Below are 20,154 nucleotides of genomic sequence, written 5' to 3'. Positions count from 1 at the left end.
TTCTAGCTACATAACGACAAAAAAGCCGACTCATAAAAAGAGTTGGCTTTCAATTTATTCATATGGACGATATTTATCTCTTAATGGCGCTAATTCTTCAGCTAACTTTTCTACATCTGGTCGAAAGTAGACCGCAACTCTATTCGATACTTTAAGAGGTGTTATCCGACCTTGTTTTACAAGCGTGTGTAATCTTTGAGTTGTAACGCCTAAAACATGTGCAGTTTCAGGCGCCGTTAATACAACTTCTTTTGCTATTTTGCGTTTATACTCTTCACTCATAATATTATTAATATCCATACTATTTATCCCTTCCTTTCATATACAAGGCAATTAAATTAATAATAAGTGCTACACTTAAAATCACTGTAGCCATAATACCTAAGTAGGTGGTCATCTCTGCTGTTCTATAATCTGTCACTGTAACCACTAATATTAAAAATAATACTAGTACTAAAGTGTTTCGATCTAACTTCATTTTTACATGGATTGGATTTTGTGTAATTTTGTAATCATGTTATAATATTTTTTAAGGTTGGGGGAACTTCTTCCCCCGTGTTGTTAGTTCTTTCGTCTAGTCTTGCGGGCTAGGCGTTTTTCTATTTCTTCTTGATTTTTCTTCTCCTTTCTATCTTTCATATCGTTTATGTTTTTCTTTGCGGTTGTAATTCCTACCCCCATGCCTACTATGTAAGCTAGATTCCGAAGAATCTTTTCTATTAAGTCCCAATCCATGTTTCTCACCTCCCTTACATATATAATTATACCATAGCTATTTATTTGAATCAATAGGTTTTTGTCATAATATCCCTTGAAATTAAAAAAAAGTAACCCTTTAATCCGGGGCTACTTCCTCATTTGTTCTTTACTTTTTAAAATATCCTCTTTGAAATATAACCAATCTCGAGGCATTTCTTTAATCGGCTTCACTTTTTCTTTCTGCACCATTACATTTAAGTTTCAACAATAACAACCTAAATTTTCCATATATTTCAAGGTATTGATAACCTCTTCTTGATTAAAATGAATCAACGCTTCTTTAGTATCAAAATCGTTAATTATCATATAAAAAGCTAGATACTTTTTTCATTCGACAAATTTCGACTGTATTTTAACAAACATATTGTTACTATATCAATATATAACTTTAAAATGATGAATTTTACACTGAAAACCAATGTAAATAACCCCCAATAAAACTTTATATTTTTTAGTTACAATTACATTAATATTATTCAGTGAAGTGTTGTTTTTACATATTTTGTAATGAATTCAAAATATGTAAAAACACAAAAATGAAAAGTGAGGTATAATATAATGACTAAAAATGTAGTAGAAGTAGAAGTAGCAGAAGTAGTAGAAAAACTTGATACAGAATCCCAAAGCAAACCTAGGGTATTTGAATATAGTAATAGCGTAAGCGTTAATACTAACATCTATAATTTCACATTAACTTTTGAACAATCAAATCCTACAGGCGACATAGAAATTAGTACTCTTATGATGAGTCCTGAACACACAAAAGCATTTTCAAAAGTTCTTGTGGAATGTGTCGAAGAATACGAACAAAAACATGGCACAATTCCAACTAAATCACAACAATAACATAATTTCTGTAGGTGGATAAAATGGAGAAGAAAACGTCACATTCAGATACCGATTATAAATTTTCAACAAGAGATCCATTAGGAAAAAAGGTACATTTAAAGGCTTCAACTTGGGATAATCATATTACAGGAGGAGATCACCCGGAAAGGGTCGAATTACTAAATCAAGAAGAAGTAGTAAAAGAGGTTATAGAAGATCCTAAATACATTTATCCTGATCAGATAACTCCCGATGGAAAAGAAAGATACCGATTTATAGATGTAGTTGAATTATCAACTACAAATAAATTAAAATATCTAAGAGTCATTGTAGAATATGATAAAGATGACGTAGGTCATGTAGTTACAACTATTGCTCAATCGAGAGTTTCACAATCAACGGAAGGAGGGGCATATTATGTACGCCCAAAACGGAGCACATAATAATTCATTAAGATATAACTACGATTCCGATTTCGACATTTTATATCTTTTTATCGGACCCCCAGAGATATCCTATGAAGATGAAATTGAACCGAATATTTTCCTTCGTTATTCAGAAGAAAATGAAAAACTCAATGGAGCACTTATTATGAACTACAAATATTTCGATACAAAAGCCTTAAATACCAAATTACCTTTATCAATTGATTTCAATAAAATCAACAAAGACATTTTTTCTCACAAAAAAGCCGATTCTAACTAATTAGAGTCGGCTTTTAATTTTTATCTTACCTCAATATATGTCGGACTAGCTGTAATATAGAAGACATTGCTTTTTGAGTTTTTCACTTTATATTGCGGTGAACCATTCACTGATACTTTATCAATAATTGTAAACCCTAATCCTGCATCAACGGTACCTACAACATCTTTATTCTGCCAAGATGGAGCATCATAGAAACGTAGGTTGTTAACTTTTGAAACAACGCGTTTCCCTACAATAGATGAATCCACTGTACTTTTCTTATTAAACTTCACATAAGATGGATCATTTTTAATCCATTGTTCTCCACCAAGGTTTAACCAACCGTCTTTTTCAGCCCACACAACATATGATTCTGGTTTGTTTAGCTGACGAATTTTAGAATAGCTTGTACCTGGTCCTTTACGTAAGTTAACGTTGTTTCCTTCAATATAAGCAATACCGTCTGTTACAGCAGTTGGAACTTCTGCTGGCTTAGATGGCTTTTCAGGAACAGAAACTTCTACACTAGAATTCTTGTATGCACGTTGCACATCTGCTCTAAATTGAGCTTCAGAAACGCCATGGCTACGTAAGTAATCAAGTGGGTCTTCGTGGTCTGTACCGCCAAGGTACTTTGTTACATCGTAGTGAGTCCATAATCCTTTTTCTACAGATAATCCACGGTCACGTAGGATTTTGGCTAGTAACTTTACATATTTATCATAGCTGCGTTTGAATTTATCATAGTCAGCTGTTTCGCAAAGCTCTACATGTACAAATCGTTTATTTGCACCAGGTCCGCCCCCATAAGCAATATAATTTGTATCCGCAATCTGAATTGTTTCGTTCCAATCGACTGCATAATGAACGAATGCGTTGCGCCATGTACGAGACTCATACTTTTGAATATTAATAGCCGGAGCTTCTGGAGTCGCTGTACTATGCGCCACAACGCCCTCATAAGCACCGACACCATAACGGTATGGCTGTTTTGGTAAATCTGGAATAATAAGCGTTCTATCAGCAAAAGCCCCTGTTGTGAAAGAAACAACAAGTACTAGAATCATAAGAAATGGGGTAACATGTTTCATTGTCTTTTTCATTTAGCATCAGCATCCTTTTTCATAATTTTTGTGTGGTCAAATAATCCACTTGCTGACAGTCCAATGATGATTCCTTGAAATAAATTTGCTTTGATATCTCCGTCCAAAAATAAAACGCCTAGCACAATGCCAAGCGTTAAATTCAATAACGGAACATATTTTGTTTGTAATCCAATTGTTTTTGCAATCTGTGAAAGACCAACGACAATTCCAATCATTACAGTGATTTCAAACATTACATACCACCTCCCTTCAATAGTAAGCCGATAAGTGCTGTTGCGATTGCACCAATAATGATGCGGAGAATCCAGGTAGTATTGGCGCTTATTTTTTCAAGTTGCTTGTTTATATTCACAATGTCTTTTTCGTTTACAGTAGTACGTGTTTCTAATTTGCGAATATCGTGCTGCATATCTTTTTGATCCGATTTAATTTGTTGTATCTCTTGCTTTAAATCTTGGATTTCTTGCATTTGTTCAGCTCCTTTCAAAATAAAAAGAGAGACGATGTTCGCCCCTCTTGTGTTATAAAAGCCGTATTTTGTGCAAAATAAAAAACAGCTTATGGCTGCTCTATTGGTTTTGTATTTTCAGTTATTTGAGTTTCTTGCGGCGGATTTTTTCCTGTAAGTTTGAAATAATCATCCGCACAAATATTTTTCTTTGCGAACCCCATGTCTAATTCATACAGACGCGAACCACGGCCACACAACTCACATCTTGTTGCAATTCTGAAACAGATTGTCCCATCAGACATTTCTCTCCACACCTCGACCTTACTAGCACCTTCAGGAATGCCAGCATTTTTTAACATATCAGCAGGTATTTGGACGGAGATTCCTGTATCAGTTCTTGTTGCATCTACCAGCCTACCCATAAAAGGAAAGCTTTCACCTGCTTGAAGTGGCATCATTTGAATGTCATACTTATTCATCTATATCTCTCCTTTTTTATCCAAGGGCATTGAATTTCCAGCCATTCGCACTGCTCACATAAAAACCAGGGCCAAGATTGCCGTCTGTAAAACGAATATGCCCCCAGCCTTGAAATGCATTCCCACCAAGATTTACACCTTGTACAGCTCGTATATTAGTAAAAAACTTAACATCTTTTTCTGTTGATATATCAAACGTTTGTCCATCAGGTGCTGGACCTATGTTGTTGTTTACACTACCTACAGCAATCGAATTAAACGGTTGAAGACCAGCGGCTCTTTCTGCTGCTGCACGATCCCAGTTATACATAGATGCATATTTACCGCTGTATAGTGTTACACCTGATACACAAATTGCTGCTCCTGCACTTATTTGTCCATTTGCAGAACACACTTTAATAATCAACGCATGCTCTTGTGGCTTATAGTTTGTTGGTACTTTGAAAGTATATGAATATCTCCTAATCTCTCCATAAAATGTAGATGGATCAGGAAAGTCCATTTTTTGCTCGTTCCAGATGTCATAAGACACATTATCTCTAAATTTTACACAACATACATGTAATCGTGGTTTTGCTGTTTTACGTACACCATTTATCATAGATGTCCTAAAGTGAGCAGATACAGTATATTCATTTCCAGGATGTATTCCATTGTTAACTACTGCTTCTGGATAGTTGTACATGTCTACCCTTGCTGCATTAACCATTTGTTCGTAATCAAATACAGATGTATTTTTCTCTATAACTACATTGCCCTGTGACTTCCACGAAAGACCATAACCACCTTCAAATCCATAGTAATCTGCATGTCCTATGTTTTTCTTTCCAACACTAGAAAAATCGGGATCTGCTATTAAGTTTCGTCTTGATACCGCAGTTGTTTTTGTTCCCCATTCGTCTTGGAATAGAAAGTCTAGCATTTTAACGGTTACACCATTTTTATCAATGGTTATTTTATCACCATTAACGTTAATGACATTCGTATCAATACCTTTTGCTGTTAACCATTTCACCATTGTATCTGCATTGATATTTACCTTTGCAACATCAATTACTAATTTTTCTGATGAAAAGTTAATAGCTGCGATGATATTCCCTTTTTTAACTTCTGCAAGGATCCCTTCATCAAGAACCTTAAGTTTAGAACCCATGTCTTTTACATAAGCGGCATAAGTCTCATTTATAAACTTTTCTTGTTTCTGCGATGTTAATTCAATGCCGTCTGCTGTAACTTTCATTTCCCTCTCAATGTCCGTTACTTTTTTATTGTAATCCTCAGTTGCTATTCTATCAGCGATATCTGCTATCATTTTGTCAACATCAGTTTGATCTTTTGGATGTAACCAAAACTCTGTCGCTACAGTACCGCGTTGTAACATAGGCATACATACAAACGCTCTACCGTTTCTAGCTAGGTAGGTTCTGAATCTCACAAGCGCCGTATTAGCGGGAGCTTTAGCTGTATAAACAGTTTTAATCCAATTATGATTTTTTAAATCGACCTTAGTTCTAGCCGTAGAAATTCTACCTCTACTAGCGTTAAACCACTCAATTTCGATAAAACAACCCTGGTCGACAGTAGCTACATTATCTGTATTGAAGAAAGCAGATATAACAACATCTTCTCCTGGCTGACAGTTGAGCATTTGCCCACCTAATCCCCACCATTTATCAGCAGTTTGACCAGTAGTTATCATTGAGAATGAATTGTATCCTTTGTATTTTAGACTGGTGTTAACTCCGTGACCCGCTGGGAACTCCCAGTATTTATTCCCTTGAGTAAAGCCAGCGTCACGAATCTCGTTGATAGATCCAAGCCCACCTACATAATCCTCAACATCTTTCATTTTCAATTGCATTTTCAATGATTCAGAATGTTGTTCTAACGTTGTAGTAGCTTGAGTTAGTGTTTTCCCTTGCTTAGTTTGTGTTTCTTGTAATTTCTCAACACTTGCTGTCGTTCCTTCCGCATTCTTTTCTACTGTATTAACACGTTCACTGAAATCACCTTGTGTCTTTTCTACTTTTTTAATGCTCTCTGTAATACCTTCCACACTTTTTGTAATTTCAGTTGTCTTCTTGGTAAATTCATAATTTGAAGTAAGATCATATCTAGAACGTGACCATGCAGTAGCGATATTGGCTTTTTCTAACTTAACTTTCTTAAAGCGTATGTTTTTATTGTTAGAAGCTGCTACGCGTGGGAATCTGATCCGGATAAACCAACCCTTTGCATTTGCGTCTAGTTTGAATGTATATGAAAAACGTTTCCAACCGGTAGTTGCATCAATTTTCTTGATTAGCATTGTTTCATTCCATGCATTATTGATAAATTGGAAAATAATTAAATCAACGCCGTTCATATCATTTTGCATATCAAGGCTTAAAGTTATGTCAGTGTTAACATCAAAATCACGCAAAGAGTTATTTGTGGAATTACCAATTTGGTAAAACGAATCTGTATAATCAGAGCATGTTATCCCCAGGTAATCCGTACCATCCCATGAAGTTGCTTTATTAATTATTACACCTTTATCATCGTACATTGCAGGACGTTCATTTTTTGCGGATGAATTGATAATGTAGTTCTCACCATCGATTGTTGTATTATCAACTTTCGCTTCTATACTCTCTAACTTCTCATTAATCGTTCCTGCTTTCTCCGTGATTTCAGTTGTTGTTTTTTTTAGGTCATTAGTTGTTTCTTGCACTTTAATAAGCGTCTTTTTTGTACCTTCAGCAGTCTCTTCTACTGTAGTTAATTTTTCAGTGATTTCACCGTTTTTTTTCGTTAATGATTCAATGGATTTAGTAAAACCTTCGTTGGTCTGTTTCATTTTAGTAACTGTTTTATCTATTTCACCCTGTGCATTTTGTACATTGGCAATAGTTCTCGTGACTTCTTGAAGGCTTTCCGTTACTTTGTTATATTGCCCTGATACTTCCTTTTGAGCATCTTCCACTTTTTTATTTAATTCTTTTTTTGTAGCTGCAATATCTTTATTCACTTGATCCAGGGTTTCTTTTTTAACGGATTCTACATCAGGAATAAGAAGCTCCCAGCCTGTTCCATTCCATACCTTTAAAACACCAGGCTTACCATTACTAATATCACGCCATATTGTTTTACCAGCTTCTAACCCTGTGGTCGGCGCTGTTTTACTTTCAATGATAGTCGTTTGATAGTTCTTTATGTTTTCTTGTACTTTTTCAGCAAGTTTCTTTGCGGCTTCAGATTCTTTTTGAGCATTGTTAGCTGTTTCAGTCGTTTCTTTAACAAGTTCATCCAGCCTGTCTAATAATTCTTGTTTATCTCCTAATGAAGCAAGAATTTTATTGTATAACTTCCTTAATTCTTCGTTAGCATCCACAATTTCGCGATAATCTCCGAAAACGTATTTATCTTGTGTAGGATTAGTAAATGATTCATCACCAGCAATAACACGAGCTTCTAGATACAATTTAGGCGTGAACCCTGTATCTTTAATTCGAATTGTATCTCCTTCATTAATCAGCTCATGAGCTAGCCCAAATACACGCCCTATACTTTGTGCTTGAACATCATATGAATAAGATGTATTTACACGTTTTGCAAGTTCTGTTTTCATGAGTGTCAAAAGGCGTTGCGGTGTTATATCTTCTTCTGTTTCTGGAGTATAAAAGCCGAATTTATGTTGACCACGCTCATTCCATCGCTGAAATGCATCATTATCTACGAGATAAGGAACTCCATTATTAATACTAGAGATGGTTATAAAGTCCCCACCTTCTTTTTTTACGAACCCCAATAAAGCTGTACAGATGTTTTGAGAGTTTTCGACACGTTTAATTCCCATCAGGTCTTTACCAAGAGTTACCTCTTTACCAGCAACACGCCCTCGCTTCTTAACCATATCCACATAACGACCGACAATTTGAGAGCCGACCACTTCAGCACGATATTGTATTTCTAACTCAAACAAGGAAGCAATATCTTTTAAAAATTTCAATGGATCTATAAACTCATCAATTGTCATCGTGTGGAAGCCAGCGTATTCGGTTTTTCCTCTTTTCCACTTCGTACCCACAAGAGCCATATCGATAAATTCATTGACTGTTCTACCTTCAATCTTCTGCGGATTAATAATGCCAGTTTTCGCAAGTTGAATCCATTCACCAGATGCATAAGCAATAATGGATCTATCGTCTGAATTTTTTTCAGTTTCAGTAATGACATACGGAACAATCCGTCCATCCCTTACCTCTTTTAAAACCAAATTTTGCTGCATGAGTGTAGCTGCATGGTCTGTATTATCAAATACTCTAAACTCTAATGTATCAATGTTATTTTTTATCTCCCAATGTCGTTTATCATCCCAATAATCTTTTGGTTGTATATTGGAAACGATTTGACTTGTCTTAAAATCAACAACATGTAAAATTCCGCTTGGTGTCTTCATCTAAATCGCTCCCTGTACGTTGCTTTGGCTGTTCCGACAGTTGAAGGCATTATTTCTAGTTTATTCAACCCCTTATGAATAACGGGATAATCACTAAATATATCTTTTAGATTAATAGCACTCTTACCATTTATCGTGACAAGACTTCTCTCTGTATTAATGACTACTTTATCTCCAACATCGAAAATATATGGTGGATTATCTTGTGTATTCATATTGACTTTCCATATTTTCAAATCATCAATAGACATGTTTTGACAGAACATATTATTCGAGAATTGACATATACTAATTTGAACCTGTGCAATTTTAGTCATGTTTACATTATTTTCATCTATCCACACGACAAAGCGTTCTGAATCATCAATTTCCGTACCATCTTTAAACCTTGAAATATAAGCTTCCCATCTATTCCCTGTTCTCGCTAACCACAATCGACCACGATATTGATTCCAGGTATTAGGATGGTCGCCTGTTTCGTTAATAAATACTTGACCACCTGGCTTCTTTCGATTTCCAACAGAAGCAAATCCACTATTCTGTTCCGCTTCCCATTGCACGTCACTCATAGATATACGAGCAACATAATCACTATTTTCATCAAGAAGCCCGATTTCTACGCGTCCCATTTGGTCCCAGTGCAAACTTCTTACTCCAACATATGCTTGCATAATGAAATCCTGTAATGGTCCTTGTGGAATATTCTTTTTAGCGATAACACCATGCCATCCTTTTGTGCCTTCCGTTCCGAAATGAAGTGGTACAAGGCGATATCCATCTAACTTAAATTCACCACCGCCAGTCATATCCTCTGTTTTGGCTACATTTGTCCATCCTACGGTTGTGGACATTTCATCCCACAATACACGCTGATTCCTTTCAACAGGAACTTGATCAGCTTTAAGTGGATATCCAATGCGAAAGTAATTCGTTCCATTCCATATATCAAGAAATGTGGAAGGTTTCGTTACTTCAATTTCAAAAATGGGATTAGATGCTACACTACCTTTATTTTGAACATTAGCTATAAACCCTCGACCATCCATTTGAAATTCTACCGTTCGAGTTGGTCCTAATTTATAAGGCATAGGACAAATGAATTTAAGAACGCCTTTACCAAGGATGACGAATTCATCTGGATCAAACCCCTCGTCCACAACAGCTAGATATGTTCTGTTTGGCTCTACATCGAAAATAAGCTCAACAGGTTGTTCTGTTATAAGCCAATCTGCGATTTCTTCTTTCAATTTTTCTAAATTAGATCCATCAGGAACAATAATTCCAACTGGAATGGAAAGTACACGTATATCGGTTTGGGTATTTAATAATCTCGCTCCTGGATAACCTGGAACACTTAATAAATTCCTCTTCAATGGCGCCCAAGTCGGTCTTTTCCATCCTTTTTCTATTTGAACAAAATCTTTACGTCCTTTGTTAAATGTAAAAGAAGTCATTTTGACACCTCATTTCTTTATAAAATAAAAGAAACCCAAACCTAAAAGGCTGAGTTTCTGTTTGCTTCTCTATCTTGATATTCCGTTGTGTATTTATAAGTCCCTCGTGCCACATCTCTACCTTCTAAGATAACAGGTACTTCAATTACTAAACCTCCGCTTTGCACTGGAAATCCCCCTGTAGATTGCATCATTTCATTACCAATCGTCAAAGGTGATACATCGATAGCATTTGTTCTAGTGTTCTGGTTTGAGACATCTAGCATTGCTTTTTTTACTATCACTTCTAAGTCTTCTAAAGCCCCTACAAACTCAGGGCGTTTTTCACCTACACCGATAACTTGTGGACCAGTGAAAATACCTCCCTTGTCATACCAGTCGACACTAGGGACAGACCTTGTATTAAGATCGAATCCGCCAGTAATTTTAAATTTTGGCATTTTAGGCATTTTTATATCTGGTAAACTTAAATCTAATCCCGAAAAGAAGCCTTTAATTTTATCAATTCCATCTTTAAAACCGTTTACAGTTTGGTCCCAAATATCCAAAGCATCTTTTTTTACGCTTTTCCATTTTGCAGACGAAACAGTTCCAATGATATCTAATGCTGCACCAAAATCTTTTTTGAACATATCCCATTTCGAAAGTACTTCACCAGTTTCCCAGTCAACTTCTCTAACATGTTCTTTCGCCTGGTTTTGCGCTTCTCTAACAACTTTGTTATGCATGTCTTCAGCTTTGTTAACAGTTTCATTCTTCTGTTTTTCTGCTTCTTGGATTAACTTTGTTGCTTGTTCACCTGAAATAGTACCAGTCTCGTCTCGTTGTCTTATGATTTCAGCGATAGTTTTGTTGTATTGATCGTTCGCCTCTTTCACAACTGCATTTTTTTGTTTAACGGAATTAGCAACTGTTTCTGCCGCTTGTTGAGCTGTTATCTCGCCTGATTGCATTTTCATGCGCTCTAAGATTACTTTTTGCTCTCTCTCATTAGCGGACATATGCTCGACAGCTTGTAATTTCATTTGTTCTTGAATCGCATTAATTTCAGTTCGTTCAGCATCTGTTATAGCTCTGTTTTGTTCTTTTGCTGTATTTAATATCTCAGCTATACGCGCTTTTCCATCGGTTATAACCTGTTGTTCTTGCTGTTGGTTTGTCTGCATTTTAGCTAGTATTTCTGCTTCTTCCGCATCCGTAATTGCTGCACTGGAATCAAAAAATGATTGTATAGTTGCTAATTGTGCCGCGTGATCTTCTTGCATTGCTACCAACACTTGGTCTCCCATCTGCGAGAAGGTAGTAACGATATTATTTGCCATCTCGCCCGTTACAGTTTGACCACTCCAAGCTAATTGATTTAAAGCGACAGTTGCTTTTTCATCAAGTTCTAAAAAACCGCCCACAGCTTTTTGAGTAGATTCAGACACTTTATCACCGAACAACTCAACCTCTATAGATGACTGTTTAAAATGATTGTAGAGAGCAACTCCACCGACTGTTAATGCTGCAATTGCCCCAACTGCTAATCCAATAGGTCCTGTAATAACAGCTAAAGCTCCACCGAATAATGCAGCTGCACCTCCTGCACCGGCAATCGCACCAGAAAGAGCTACGAATCCAGGTGCCAACGCTGCGATAGCGCCTACTACTACGCCCAACGCTACACTAATAGCCACAATAGTAGAAGCGAGTTTTGGGTTTTCAGAAGCCCATGTTGCAATTGCAGATATAACCTCCGCTATAATTATTAAAACAGGCTCGAGTGCTTTCTTTAAATCAGCCATTGCTTTTTGCATTTTAACCGCTGGACTTGCATCCATTTTTTTAATTGATTCATTTAGTTGATCCTGGTTCTTTCCAAAATCTATAACTTTTTCTTGAGCACCTATCAATGTGTTAGTGATATTTTGTCCTTGGTCTTCATAAATCGTCCCAAAGAGCTTTACTCCAATTTCATTTCGCTTCGTTTCATCTTCAATCTCAACTAACGCCTTAGCAATTTCTGTCATAGCGGCAGAACCTTCTTTACCGCCTTTTGCTACAGATTTCCCCCATTTTTCTAACTGTTCAGCAGAAATTTTAGTACCTTCAAGGGCTTCCTTCATAGCCTTATCGACACCTTGACCAAACTCAGCGGCTTTAATACGCCCTTCTTTCAAGCCATCTAAGAGATTATCAATCATTTATATTCAACGTGATTCGCAACGTCACGCCCGTTCTCTTATGAACTGCTATACGTCACCGTATAGATTAGACTATATCTTCAACTACTTGAGTTGCTCCCCGTTTCGGATGTCATTTACTTACATCCTACGTCTTTTGACTAGTCGTTGCACGTTCCTTAATAAAAAGGCTTCGCTCAGTATTGTCTCTTTTGAGAGTTTCACTGAATTAAAGGAGTTTTTCATTGTATGTCGCCATACAAGGGAACTATAATCTAATTCCATGTACCAGTTTCAACCCCTGCTTCCATAATAGCCTGGACTTCTTCAGCATTGTAGCCAGCCCGCGTTAGCTGTCCTCCATACTCAGCTATAATATCTAATTGCTCAGGAGGAAATCCGATTTTTAAAAGAGCATTTGTTAATCCGAGAGCATTATCATTAGTTATACCTAATTCATTTGCAATTTCATTTGTTTCTTGGATTAATTCAGTAAAGTCTATATCGCCATAAGCCGAGGTGATAGCTGCTGCACCTTTAACAACAGCAGCATTAGCCTCATCACTTACATTCTTATTTAATGCCCATTGTCTCCGCACGCCTTCGAGGGATGATTCTGCATCTACACCATATGCTTCCACAGTGCGAATTGCATCTTTAACAGATTGCTTTGATGCCTCTGGTACTTCCATCGAAATTTCGATCTTAGTATTTAAATTCGAAACATTTAAAGCTTCCTCAATAGCTTTTGCTATTCCGCCACCTGCTACTAATGCACCTGCTAAACTTTCCATCCCTGATCCAAATTCATCTACCGCTCGCTCAGCTTGACGTGCTTCGTTTGCAATATCATCTAGTTCTCTGCTTATTTTTTCTAAGTCCGCCCCATCGTGAACACTTCGTAAAGTCGTTCTGAAACGTTCTAAATCACCATCAGTGCCCAAAGCTGCACGTCCAATTCGTTCAATTGCTTCATCTAATTGTGAGGATGTAGCTGTGCCTTGTCGAATTGCTGATGTTAATCGCCCACCTAATATCTCTGAAAAATCATTTATACTTGTACCTGTCGCATCAAAAACAACATTCAATTCACGAGTGGAACGAGCAACCCTTTCTTCCTCATCTTTCATGTTCTTTAGTTGGTTTTGTAATCCTCCCAAAGAACCTTCTGTATATTCAAGTTCACGCCTAAACGCCCGATATTGTTCAGCGGAAATATCTCCTCGTTCAAATTGTGATTGAACCTGTTGTTCCGCTGTCTTTAATTGATTCAATTTTTCAGTTGTTGCTTCAATACGCTGAGTTAATAGTTGCTGTTTTTGCGCCAAAGCTTCAACATTACCGGGGTTAAATTTTAATAAACGTTCAACGTCTTTCAATTCCTTAGTTAAATCATTACTACGTTTATTGACATCTTTTAAGGCATTTTGTAAACCAACGGTATTTCCCGAAATCTCAACCGTAATCCCTTTAATTCTTCCTGCCATATTTTCACCTCATTTATTAGAAAGAATCATAGTCAGATTGATTTGCTTTTCTTACCGCTTCTTTTTGTGGATTACTCATTTCGATAAATTCGTCAATATAATCCAAGCAACCACCAATCGTCATCATCTCTAAATCAGCATGTGTTAGTTTGTGTTTATAACAAAGAGCAAGGAACGTTTCGGTTGTAATTCCTTCACCTTTCGCTCCTTGCTTTCTATCGTTTTCAGTTATTTTTTTTTTGAAGTTTGTATTGATTTCATAAGCATGTCTTGAATTTCTTCCACAATTTCATAAATAGGGAATGCACCGAATCCATCTAACCATGTGAGTGGACTTGGGATGGATTCATCAGCTGTTTTTGCGTATGCCCACACAAGATTATAGATAACATCGAAATCTAGTTTACTAAAATCCATTTCATCAACTTTCCCATTTAAGAGTGGCATAAAGGCTTGTAAACTAAACATATCAGCGAACATGTCTTTTCCGAATTGAGCTTTATATCTAATAGGAGTTCCGGCTGTGCTTTTTAATCGGACCTGTTTTCCGTCTATTGTAATTGTCGTTTCCATATGATTCTCCTTAATAGTTTAAGTATAGTGATTAATCCCCTATGATTTAGTTCCAACTTAACCGAGCAGTGGTATCAGTTAAATCGGAACTAATCAATCCCTGGGGAACGTTAGGGTGTTACCACTTTTTTGTAAACTTTTTTGTACCAGTCGTTATAAATTGCTTGTTCTGTTTTAGCAGTTGTTTTCGTTTTAACCATTGGTCTTCCGCCTGGTGCTAAAATAATTGGGCTAGAAACAAACTTCAGTTCATTTGTATTTGGTTCAGCAGAACTTGTTTTTGTTTTAGATGCAATCGTTGGACGACTTGCTGAACAGTTATACATAACATGACGGGTTGCGTTCACATCACCATCAAACTCAAATAATAATGCGAATGGTTTCCCTTTTGCATCAGCCAATTCATTTAATACACCATCCGTTTCGTCTAATTCCTCACCAAGTGCATCAATAGCAAATTTTTCTGGGATAGTAGCAATATTTAATGCTCCGTCGTAACCTTGGTTATTACTTGCCGCGTAATAAAGCATGTCATCTGCATAGAATTCAATTAAATCACCGCGTGGCTCAAAAGTTAGTTCGACTCCACCAGGTAATGGAATTGGCGTCCCGAATGTAACTAAGAAATCCTTAATATCTAATGGCACGTAATGTACATTTTTTAAACCGAATGTTACCTTGTTTTCATTCATTTACATCAACCTCGTTTCATATATTTTTTGAAATAATTTCTCAGATTCAATAAAAGTCCCATACGATTCATAAGGAATATCATGATCGTCTAGGACTTTTTCTAATTTGGCTTCAGCAACTAAATCTTTTTTAATTGTATAAAGCTCAATATTTACATCATTTATTTTGTGATAGACTTTGTTATCAGCTGGCATATTAGGAGAACCATCTACAAAGTAACAAATATAAGGTGGCGCTGGCACAGGATTACCTGGTGTTTCGGTGAAATGCGAATAAGCCACAGGATAACCTGTAGCATCAAGGATTTTTTTGAATTCACCTAATGTCATTGTTGAATCGCCCTTTCAACACGCTCAACAAAGTCATTAATCGCATGTTCTTCAGCCGGAGCAATATGAACTTGAGCTGGAACACGTCCACCACTTGCCTTTACATGACCTTTCTCTAATAAGTGCGTAAGCTGTGGCTTTAAAGCATTGTGAACAATAATTGCATTACCATCCTTTTTCTTACGCCACCCTTTACTATACTTACCTGTTTTCTTAGGACTTTTTTGTCTTAATTCATCTACAAGATTCTTTGCTACTTCTTCCTTTGCACCTTCCATATCTTCCTCAATCACATTTGTATACCTTTGTAATTCTCTAGCAATCTCACTTGATAAATCGTCAATATTAGCCACCAGTTTTCACCTCACAATATAGCTCAATCTTTTCATCATCTCTTTCATATGTGCGATAAATACTATATTCCTTTTCACGATACTTTACTTTTTGTTCTTCTTGGTAATCCAATGTGTAAACAATTAATACACATTTAGGCTTAAATCCATTTTGACCAGCTTGGAAAAACTCATTTTGAGAAACACTTTTTTTCTCACAAAATACTTGTCTTGTAAAGTCTTCTGATACTTCCACTTGTCCTAATTCATCTTTAGTAGTAGTTGAAACTGGAAATAATAAAATATCGTTCATTTGTAATCACCTGCTAAAGTGAGATGATTTTTAAGCATGTCATAAGATGATTGAAAACGAACTGCTTCCTTTAAATCTGGAATGAAATTAGCTTTCGTATAAGTGATAATTGCACGCTTAATTAATGGATCAGCATCGTCATTTGTTTTTAAACTAGAAACGCCCGACAACATTAAGTCATGCCGGGCCGCTTCAATTAAATCTGTAATCTCATCATCTAAGTGCGAATGAGTAATCCGAAGAGCTAACTTTACAATATCCAACATCTTAAGCACCTGCTGGAGCTGTCACAGTAACAACACAAGTTGCTGTTTTGTTACCATCTGTTGTTTTTACAGTAATTGTTGCTACTCCAGCGGCTACGCCTGTTACAAGTCCTGCATTTGTCACAGTTGCTTTCGCTGCATCTGAAGAAGAATATGTTACAGCTTTGTTTGTTGCGTTTGCTGGTGCTACTGTAGCTGTCAGTTGAGCCGTTTTTCCTACTTCCACACTTGCTGTTGTTTTATCTAGGGTTACACCAGTTACTGCTACAACTGGATCATTGATTGTTACTACACAACTAGATGACTTTGAACTATCTACTTTACTTGTTGCGGTGATTGTCGCACTACCAGCTTTCACAGTAGTCACTTTACCTTTTTCATCAACTGTCGCATTAGCGGACGAACTAGAAGACCACGTTACACTTTGATTTGCTGTTGCCGGTGCTACTGTAGCTGTTAGCGTTTCATTTCCACCTGTAACGATGGTTGTTGTTGCTTTATTTACTGAAACACCAGTAGGTGCACTGTATGGTGTTTTTACTGATAGTGGTTCAGACAAGGCGCTTTCCCCTGCATCGTTCACAGCTGACACTTGATAAGAATAACTTGTATTTGGAGTTAATCCCGTGTCAGTAAATGTCGTTTCGGTGAGTCCTTCTTTCACTTTATTTCCATTTCGATACACATTATAAGTTGTTGTCATTTATACCTTCCTTTCTTTTGTTCCCCAAATAATTAAGGGCTCCAATCCAACTTCACACTTTTATCCGTTAGATTAGAGCTCCTTAACCCTTGGGGCGCATTAGGGTGTAGTAGTTCCTGTAGCTTTCTTAAGAACAACAAGGGAATTAAAATCAACGGCTTTTCCATCCACAATCATAATTGCTTTTGTTACCAAATCATCCGTATCATTATCTTCATACTTTTTAACGCCCATTTGATAGTTTGTATTAAGGATGTAATCCTGATAGTTAAATAGGAAAGCGAATGGAGCTCCTTTTTCCAATGAAGTTGAAAAACTTTCAATATAGTTGCAAAGTACAACTGAACGTCCTAGTAAAGTTCTCTCTGGTTTTCCTGAAATACCATAGTTAGTACGCGCAATTGGTTGTCCAGCAGTATCTGTCATAGCTGAAAATGCCATAAATGTTTTTTTCGTCATTGTCCATACCGCGTTTGCTTCATATTCAAGTGGCAAAGCCGCCTCTGCATCTGTTAAAGTTTTATATTCAATTTTAGATACATCCAAAGCTTGTCCATCAACAGGAGTCTCTGTAAGAATACCTTTTGGTTTACCTGTTCCATCACCGCTAATAATAGATTGCTCAATTGCTTTTGTCATTGCTGCCACAACGTTATTAATTAACGTCGTTTCAAAAACTGCAAGAGACATCGTATCTGTTTCAAGTGAAACCGCTACAGCACAACGTAATTTATGGTAGTTAAAAGTAATGCTACCAGTAGTTTTCTTTTGCGTATCACTTCCAGAACTTTCAGCAACCCACGTTGCAACTGGTTTAACTGATGAAGTTGGTACAGTCACTCCGCCTTTAATAGCTGTACGAGTAACTAATGGAAGAATCATTCCTACAGCTTCGATTTTTTCAATAATCTTATCTAACACAGTCTGTGGAATAACAGAGCCAACATCACCCGTTTTTGTAACTGCATTTGCGCGAATTTCAGTCGGAATTGCTTCACCACGTAACACATAATTCATGAAGGCATTACGATATTCAGGGGAATCTGTACCAAGCTCACGTTTCTCCTTCGATGGATCTGTACTAAAAGTCTCAATCTTATGAGCACCTGCTGCATTACCTTCATTAATAAATCGTGCCTCAATTAAAAGTTGTTCACGTTTTTCAATTGCTGCCAACTGTTCATTAATGTCTCGTAACTCTGTTTCAATTGCCTCCAGGTTATCAATAGAACGAGTTTCATCACCTAATAATTCACCAATTTCAGATTTACGTTTTAATAATTGTTCTTTGTTCATGTTAATGTCCACCTTTTATAATAATGTTTGTAAATATAGTCTTTTACGCTTTTCCGAGCGCTTTTTTTCTTCTGTAAAGTGTTTATAAGGATCATATCCCCTAGCGCTTACTTCTGAATCTGGGTATGCTGGAAAAGCTACTGCGCTTACTTCTAATAGTTTTGCTTTTGTAACAGTTCGTAGCATAAGATCATCATCTGGCTCTTGGATTTCTTCACTTATCATGCTAAATCCAAACGAAACACCATCTACATCTCCACGCTTAATAGATTTGTAAGTATCATTGCCTAGAGTTGTATCTGGTAAATCTAATTCAAAGCGCAAGCCCACAGCATCCTCACTTAAACGCAAAGTATTATTCTTGGTTCTTCCTAGTACTTTAGACGTATCATGAGACCATAAAAAACGTTGGTCATCATTTTGCAACGTTTCTGTAAATGCTCCATTTTTGAATTGCTCACGAAATTTACGGTAATATCCCATGACTAAAGATTTCTTTTCCCACTTTACTGCATAGCCTATAAGCGTCCGATTTCCATTGTCATCTTCTCTGATTTCAATCTTCTGCGTTACTATTTCCCTTGTCTCCGTTTTGTCCATTGTTCCCACCTCCTTTATCAGTTACCTTTCCGTCTTTAACTAGCGCTGTATCTAGTCTTCGGATTGGCTTAGATCCACCTTCAATTGGTCCAAGTGAAAGAATGGAACGCCATTCATCCGGTGTCATCGCCCCTCTATCAACCATTTGAACTAAATTCATCTTTGTTGACATAGAAGCGTATTGAAGGCTTGCTGCTTCGAAAATGATTTTGTTACCAAACCCACGTTCACGACGTGAAAAAAGCTTCCTGGTAAATTCTCCAGCAAGCTGCATTGCTAATGGCTCAATTTCAGATTCGTAGTAAGCATTCCATTCATCTTCTGTATATTTACTTTGTATGATTTTTTCGTTTGTATTAAAGAAGTTGTAAATTCTTTGAGTTGTTTCTTGCATTTGTTTGGAATCTGGAACAAACGCTTCTGGTTTAACTTGCTCTAAATCATAACGAGGATCAGATGAAGCCGCTCCACCATTTTCGTTATCAATACTCAAGTAATTTTTCTTGAAATTTTGAACCTGCGTATCGATGTCCTCTTGTTTTAAAACAGATTTAAATTTTAGTATCCATTTCACCACTGCACTATTTTTAATTGCTTTTACAATTCCTTGATCAGTAGTTGTAACAATGTCCATTAGTGACGATAATGCTTTACCTGGATGTTCACCAAAAAAATCATCTTCGTTAAAATCTTTTCTAAGATGGATAATATCTACATATGGAACAGTCATCCTCTTACCATTTTTAAAATAAAAAGTGAGAAAAATATCACCTTGAACTCCTTCTACAACTTCTACAGTTACACATGGTATAGGATAAATTTCAGTTGGAAACCCTAGTTCATCGCGCTTAATATAAGCGAATGCATTATGGTTCAACTCTAATTGAATAGTCATTTTTTCTTGAAATATTTGACCTGTCATTAACGGGTTCGGCTCTTCTAAAATAAATCTGATATATGGCTCAGGATTCACTTTAAATTCATTCGTATTATCCCTTATATGTTTAGCAACTAGTTTGCCGACAGCCTTTGCTTTTGGACGTATACAAGCCCTGATAATATCGCTCTGATAGATATCTCCGCCCCACGAAAAAAAGCCCCCTCCATTGTCGTTTATCATTTCAAAACGAGTTGTAGTAGGCGGTTGTTTCTTACCGAATATCTTGTTAAATAACCCCAATTTCTCACCTCC

At 36.7% G+C, this 20,154-nt stretch carries 21 protein-coding genes and 3 pseudogenes; 3 read left to right on the top strand and 21 right to left on the bottom strand.

The window, feature by feature from the left end; translation table 11 throughout:
* Positions 1-54: 54 nt before the first annotated feature.
* From MKX77_RS02560 to MKX77_RS02550, 3 genes and pseudogenes are all read right to left on the bottom strand, one after another.
* Entirely contained in the window at positions 55-300 is a 246-nt protein-coding gene (locus tag MKX77_RS02560) for a DNA-binding protein (RefSeq protein ID WP_341305754.1), read from the bottom strand.
* A gap of 261 nt (positions 301-561) precedes the next feature.
* Positions 562-735 (bottom strand): hypothetical protein, encoded by a 174-nt coding sequence (locus MKX77_RS02555; RefSeq protein WP_341305753.1) that lies wholly within the window; start codon positions 733-735, stop codon positions 562-564.
* A gap of 111 nt (positions 736-846) precedes the next feature.
* A pseudogene (locus tag MKX77_RS02550) lies at positions 847-1,059 on the bottom strand (DNA-binding protein).
* Positions 1,060-1,317: 258 nt separating this feature from the next.
* On the opposite strand from MKX77_RS02550, the gene MKX77_RS02545 reads away from it, so the two are divergent.
* Genes MKX77_RS02545 through MKX77_RS02535 form a run of 3 tightly spaced genes read left to right on the top strand, consistent with a single transcriptional unit; the run spans position 1,318 to position 2,292 of the window.
* Positions 1,318-1,605 (top strand): DUF3467 domain-containing protein, encoded by a 288-nt coding sequence (locus tag MKX77_RS02545; RefSeq protein ID WP_341305752.1) that lies wholly within the window; start codon positions 1,318-1,320, stop codon positions 1,603-1,605.
* Between the two features lie 23 nt (positions 1,606-1,628).
* Positions 1,629-2,030 (top strand): hypothetical protein, encoded by a 402-nt coding sequence (locus tag MKX77_RS02540; RefSeq protein WP_341305751.1) that lies wholly within the window; start codon positions 1,629-1,631, stop codon positions 2,028-2,030.
* Positions 2,005-2,292 (top strand): DUF2283 domain-containing protein, encoded by a 288-nt coding sequence (locus MKX77_RS02535; protein WP_341305750.1) that lies wholly within the window; start codon positions 2,005-2,007, stop codon positions 2,290-2,292. The genes MKX77_RS02540 and MKX77_RS02535 overlap by 26 nt, the downstream gene beginning before the upstream one ends.
* A 20-nt stretch (positions 2,293-2,312) precedes the next feature.
* Here the strand turns inward: MKX77_RS02535 and MKX77_RS02530 are convergent, their stop codons facing one another.
* The 18 genes and pseudogenes from MKX77_RS02530 to MKX77_RS02445 form a co-directional block, all read right to left on the bottom strand.
* On the bottom strand, positions 2,313-3,377 hold the full coding sequence (locus MKX77_RS02530) for an N-acetylmuramoyl-L-alanine amidase (RefSeq protein ID WP_341305749.1): 1,065 nt from the start codon (positions 3,375-3,377) through the stop codon (positions 2,313-2,315).
* Positions 3,374-3,613 carry a holin gene (locus MKX77_RS02525; RefSeq protein ID WP_341305748.1) on the bottom strand — a complete coding sequence of 80 codons (240 nt, stop codon included), beginning with the start codon at positions 3,611-3,613 and terminating at the stop codon, positions 3,374-3,376. Before MKX77_RS02525 ends, MKX77_RS02530 begins: the two co-directional genes overlap by 4 nt.
* Positions 3,613-3,849 carry a hemolysin XhlA family protein gene (locus MKX77_RS02520; protein ID WP_098768177.1) on the bottom strand — a complete coding sequence of 79 codons (237 nt, stop codon included), beginning with the start codon at positions 3,847-3,849 and terminating at the stop codon, positions 3,613-3,615. Before MKX77_RS02520 ends, MKX77_RS02525 begins: the two co-directional genes overlap by 1 nt.
* Positions 3,850-3,938: 89 nt before the next feature.
* Entirely contained in the window at positions 3,939-4,310 is a 372-nt protein-coding gene (locus MKX77_RS02515; RefSeq protein ID WP_341305747.1) for a hypothetical protein, read from the bottom strand.
* Positions 4,311-4,326: 16 nt separating this feature from the next.
* A complete protein-coding gene (locus MKX77_RS02510; RefSeq protein WP_341305746.1) occupies positions 4,327-8,751 on the bottom strand; it encodes a phage tail spike protein in 4,425 nt (1,474 codons plus the stop codon).
* Positions 8,748-10,205 carry a distal tail protein Dit gene (locus tag MKX77_RS02505; protein ID WP_341305745.1) on the bottom strand — a complete coding sequence of 486 codons (1,458 nt, stop codon included), beginning with the start codon at positions 10,203-10,205 and terminating at the stop codon, positions 8,748-8,750. Before MKX77_RS02505 ends, MKX77_RS02510 begins: the two co-directional genes overlap by 4 nt.
* 41 nt (positions 10,206-10,246) lie before the next feature.
* Positions 10,247-12,388 (bottom strand): annotated as a pseudogene (locus tag MKX77_RS30595) (hypothetical protein); the annotation flags it as partial.
* A 260-nt stretch (positions 12,389-12,648) separates the two neighbouring features.
* Positions 12,649-13,857 (bottom strand): annotated as a pseudogene (locus MKX77_RS02495) (DUF2207 domain-containing protein); the annotation flags it as partial.
* Positions 13,858-14,085: 228 nt separating this feature from the next.
* Positions 14,086-14,430, bottom strand: coding sequence for a hypothetical protein (locus tag MKX77_RS02490; protein WP_341305744.1), 345 nt, complete (start codon positions 14,428-14,430; stop codon positions 14,086-14,088).
* Positions 14,431-14,540: 110 nt separating this feature from the next.
* Positions 14,541-15,122 (bottom strand): major tail protein, encoded by a 582-nt coding sequence (locus MKX77_RS02485; protein WP_341305743.1) that lies wholly within the window; start codon positions 15,120-15,122, stop codon positions 14,541-14,543.
* Positions 15,123-15,452: a hypothetical protein gene (locus MKX77_RS02480; RefSeq protein WP_341305742.1), complete on the bottom strand. Its 330-nt coding sequence runs from the start codon at positions 15,450-15,452 to the stop codon at positions 15,123-15,125. It lies immediately after the preceding gene.
* Positions 15,449-15,805, bottom strand: coding sequence for an HK97 gp10 family phage protein (locus MKX77_RS02475; RefSeq protein ID WP_341305741.1), 357 nt, complete (start codon positions 15,803-15,805; stop codon positions 15,449-15,451). The genes MKX77_RS02480 and MKX77_RS02475 overlap by 4 nt, the downstream gene beginning before the upstream one ends.
* Positions 15,798-16,097 (bottom strand): phage head closure protein, encoded by a 300-nt coding sequence (locus tag MKX77_RS02470; RefSeq protein WP_341305740.1) that lies wholly within the window; start codon positions 16,095-16,097, stop codon positions 15,798-15,800. The genes MKX77_RS02475 and MKX77_RS02470 overlap by 8 nt, the downstream gene beginning before the upstream one ends.
* Positions 16,094-16,363 carry a head-tail connector protein gene (locus tag MKX77_RS02465; RefSeq protein ID WP_341305739.1) on the bottom strand — a complete coding sequence of 90 codons (270 nt, stop codon included), beginning with the start codon at positions 16,361-16,363 and terminating at the stop codon, positions 16,094-16,096. The genes MKX77_RS02470 and MKX77_RS02465 overlap by 4 nt, the downstream gene beginning before the upstream one ends.
* A gap of 1 nt (position 16,364) precedes the next feature.
* Positions 16,365-17,066, bottom strand: a complete 702-nt coding sequence (locus MKX77_RS02460) for an Ig-like domain-containing protein (RefSeq protein ID WP_341305738.1) — start codon at positions 17,064-17,066, stop codon at positions 16,365-16,367.
* 99 nt (positions 17,067-17,165) lie between these two features.
* Positions 17,166-18,362, bottom strand: a complete 1,197-nt coding sequence (locus MKX77_RS02455) for a phage major capsid protein (protein ID WP_341305737.1) — start codon at positions 18,360-18,362, stop codon at positions 17,166-17,168.
* A 15-nt stretch (positions 18,363-18,377) separates the two neighbouring features.
* Complete coding sequence (locus tag MKX77_RS02450; protein WP_341305736.1) at positions 18,378-18,962, bottom strand: HK97 family phage prohead protease; 585 nt, start codon at positions 18,960-18,962, stop codon at positions 18,378-18,380.
* On the bottom strand, positions 18,919-20,142 hold the full coding sequence (locus tag MKX77_RS02445) for a phage portal protein (protein WP_341305735.1): 1,224 nt from the start codon (positions 20,140-20,142) through the stop codon (positions 18,919-18,921). Before MKX77_RS02445 ends, MKX77_RS02450 begins: the two co-directional genes overlap by 44 nt.
* Positions 20,143-20,154: the final 12 nt, after the last annotated feature.

The organism is Bacillus sp. FSL R9-9410, from assembly GCF_038050385.1.
In the GTDB taxonomy this organism is placed as follows: domain Bacteria; phylum Bacillota; class Bacilli; order Bacillales; family Bacillaceae_G; genus Bacillus_A; species Bacillus_A cereus_U.
Note: the sequence above shows the minus strand (reverse complement) of the source record. Positions and strands in the feature narration are given on the sequence as shown.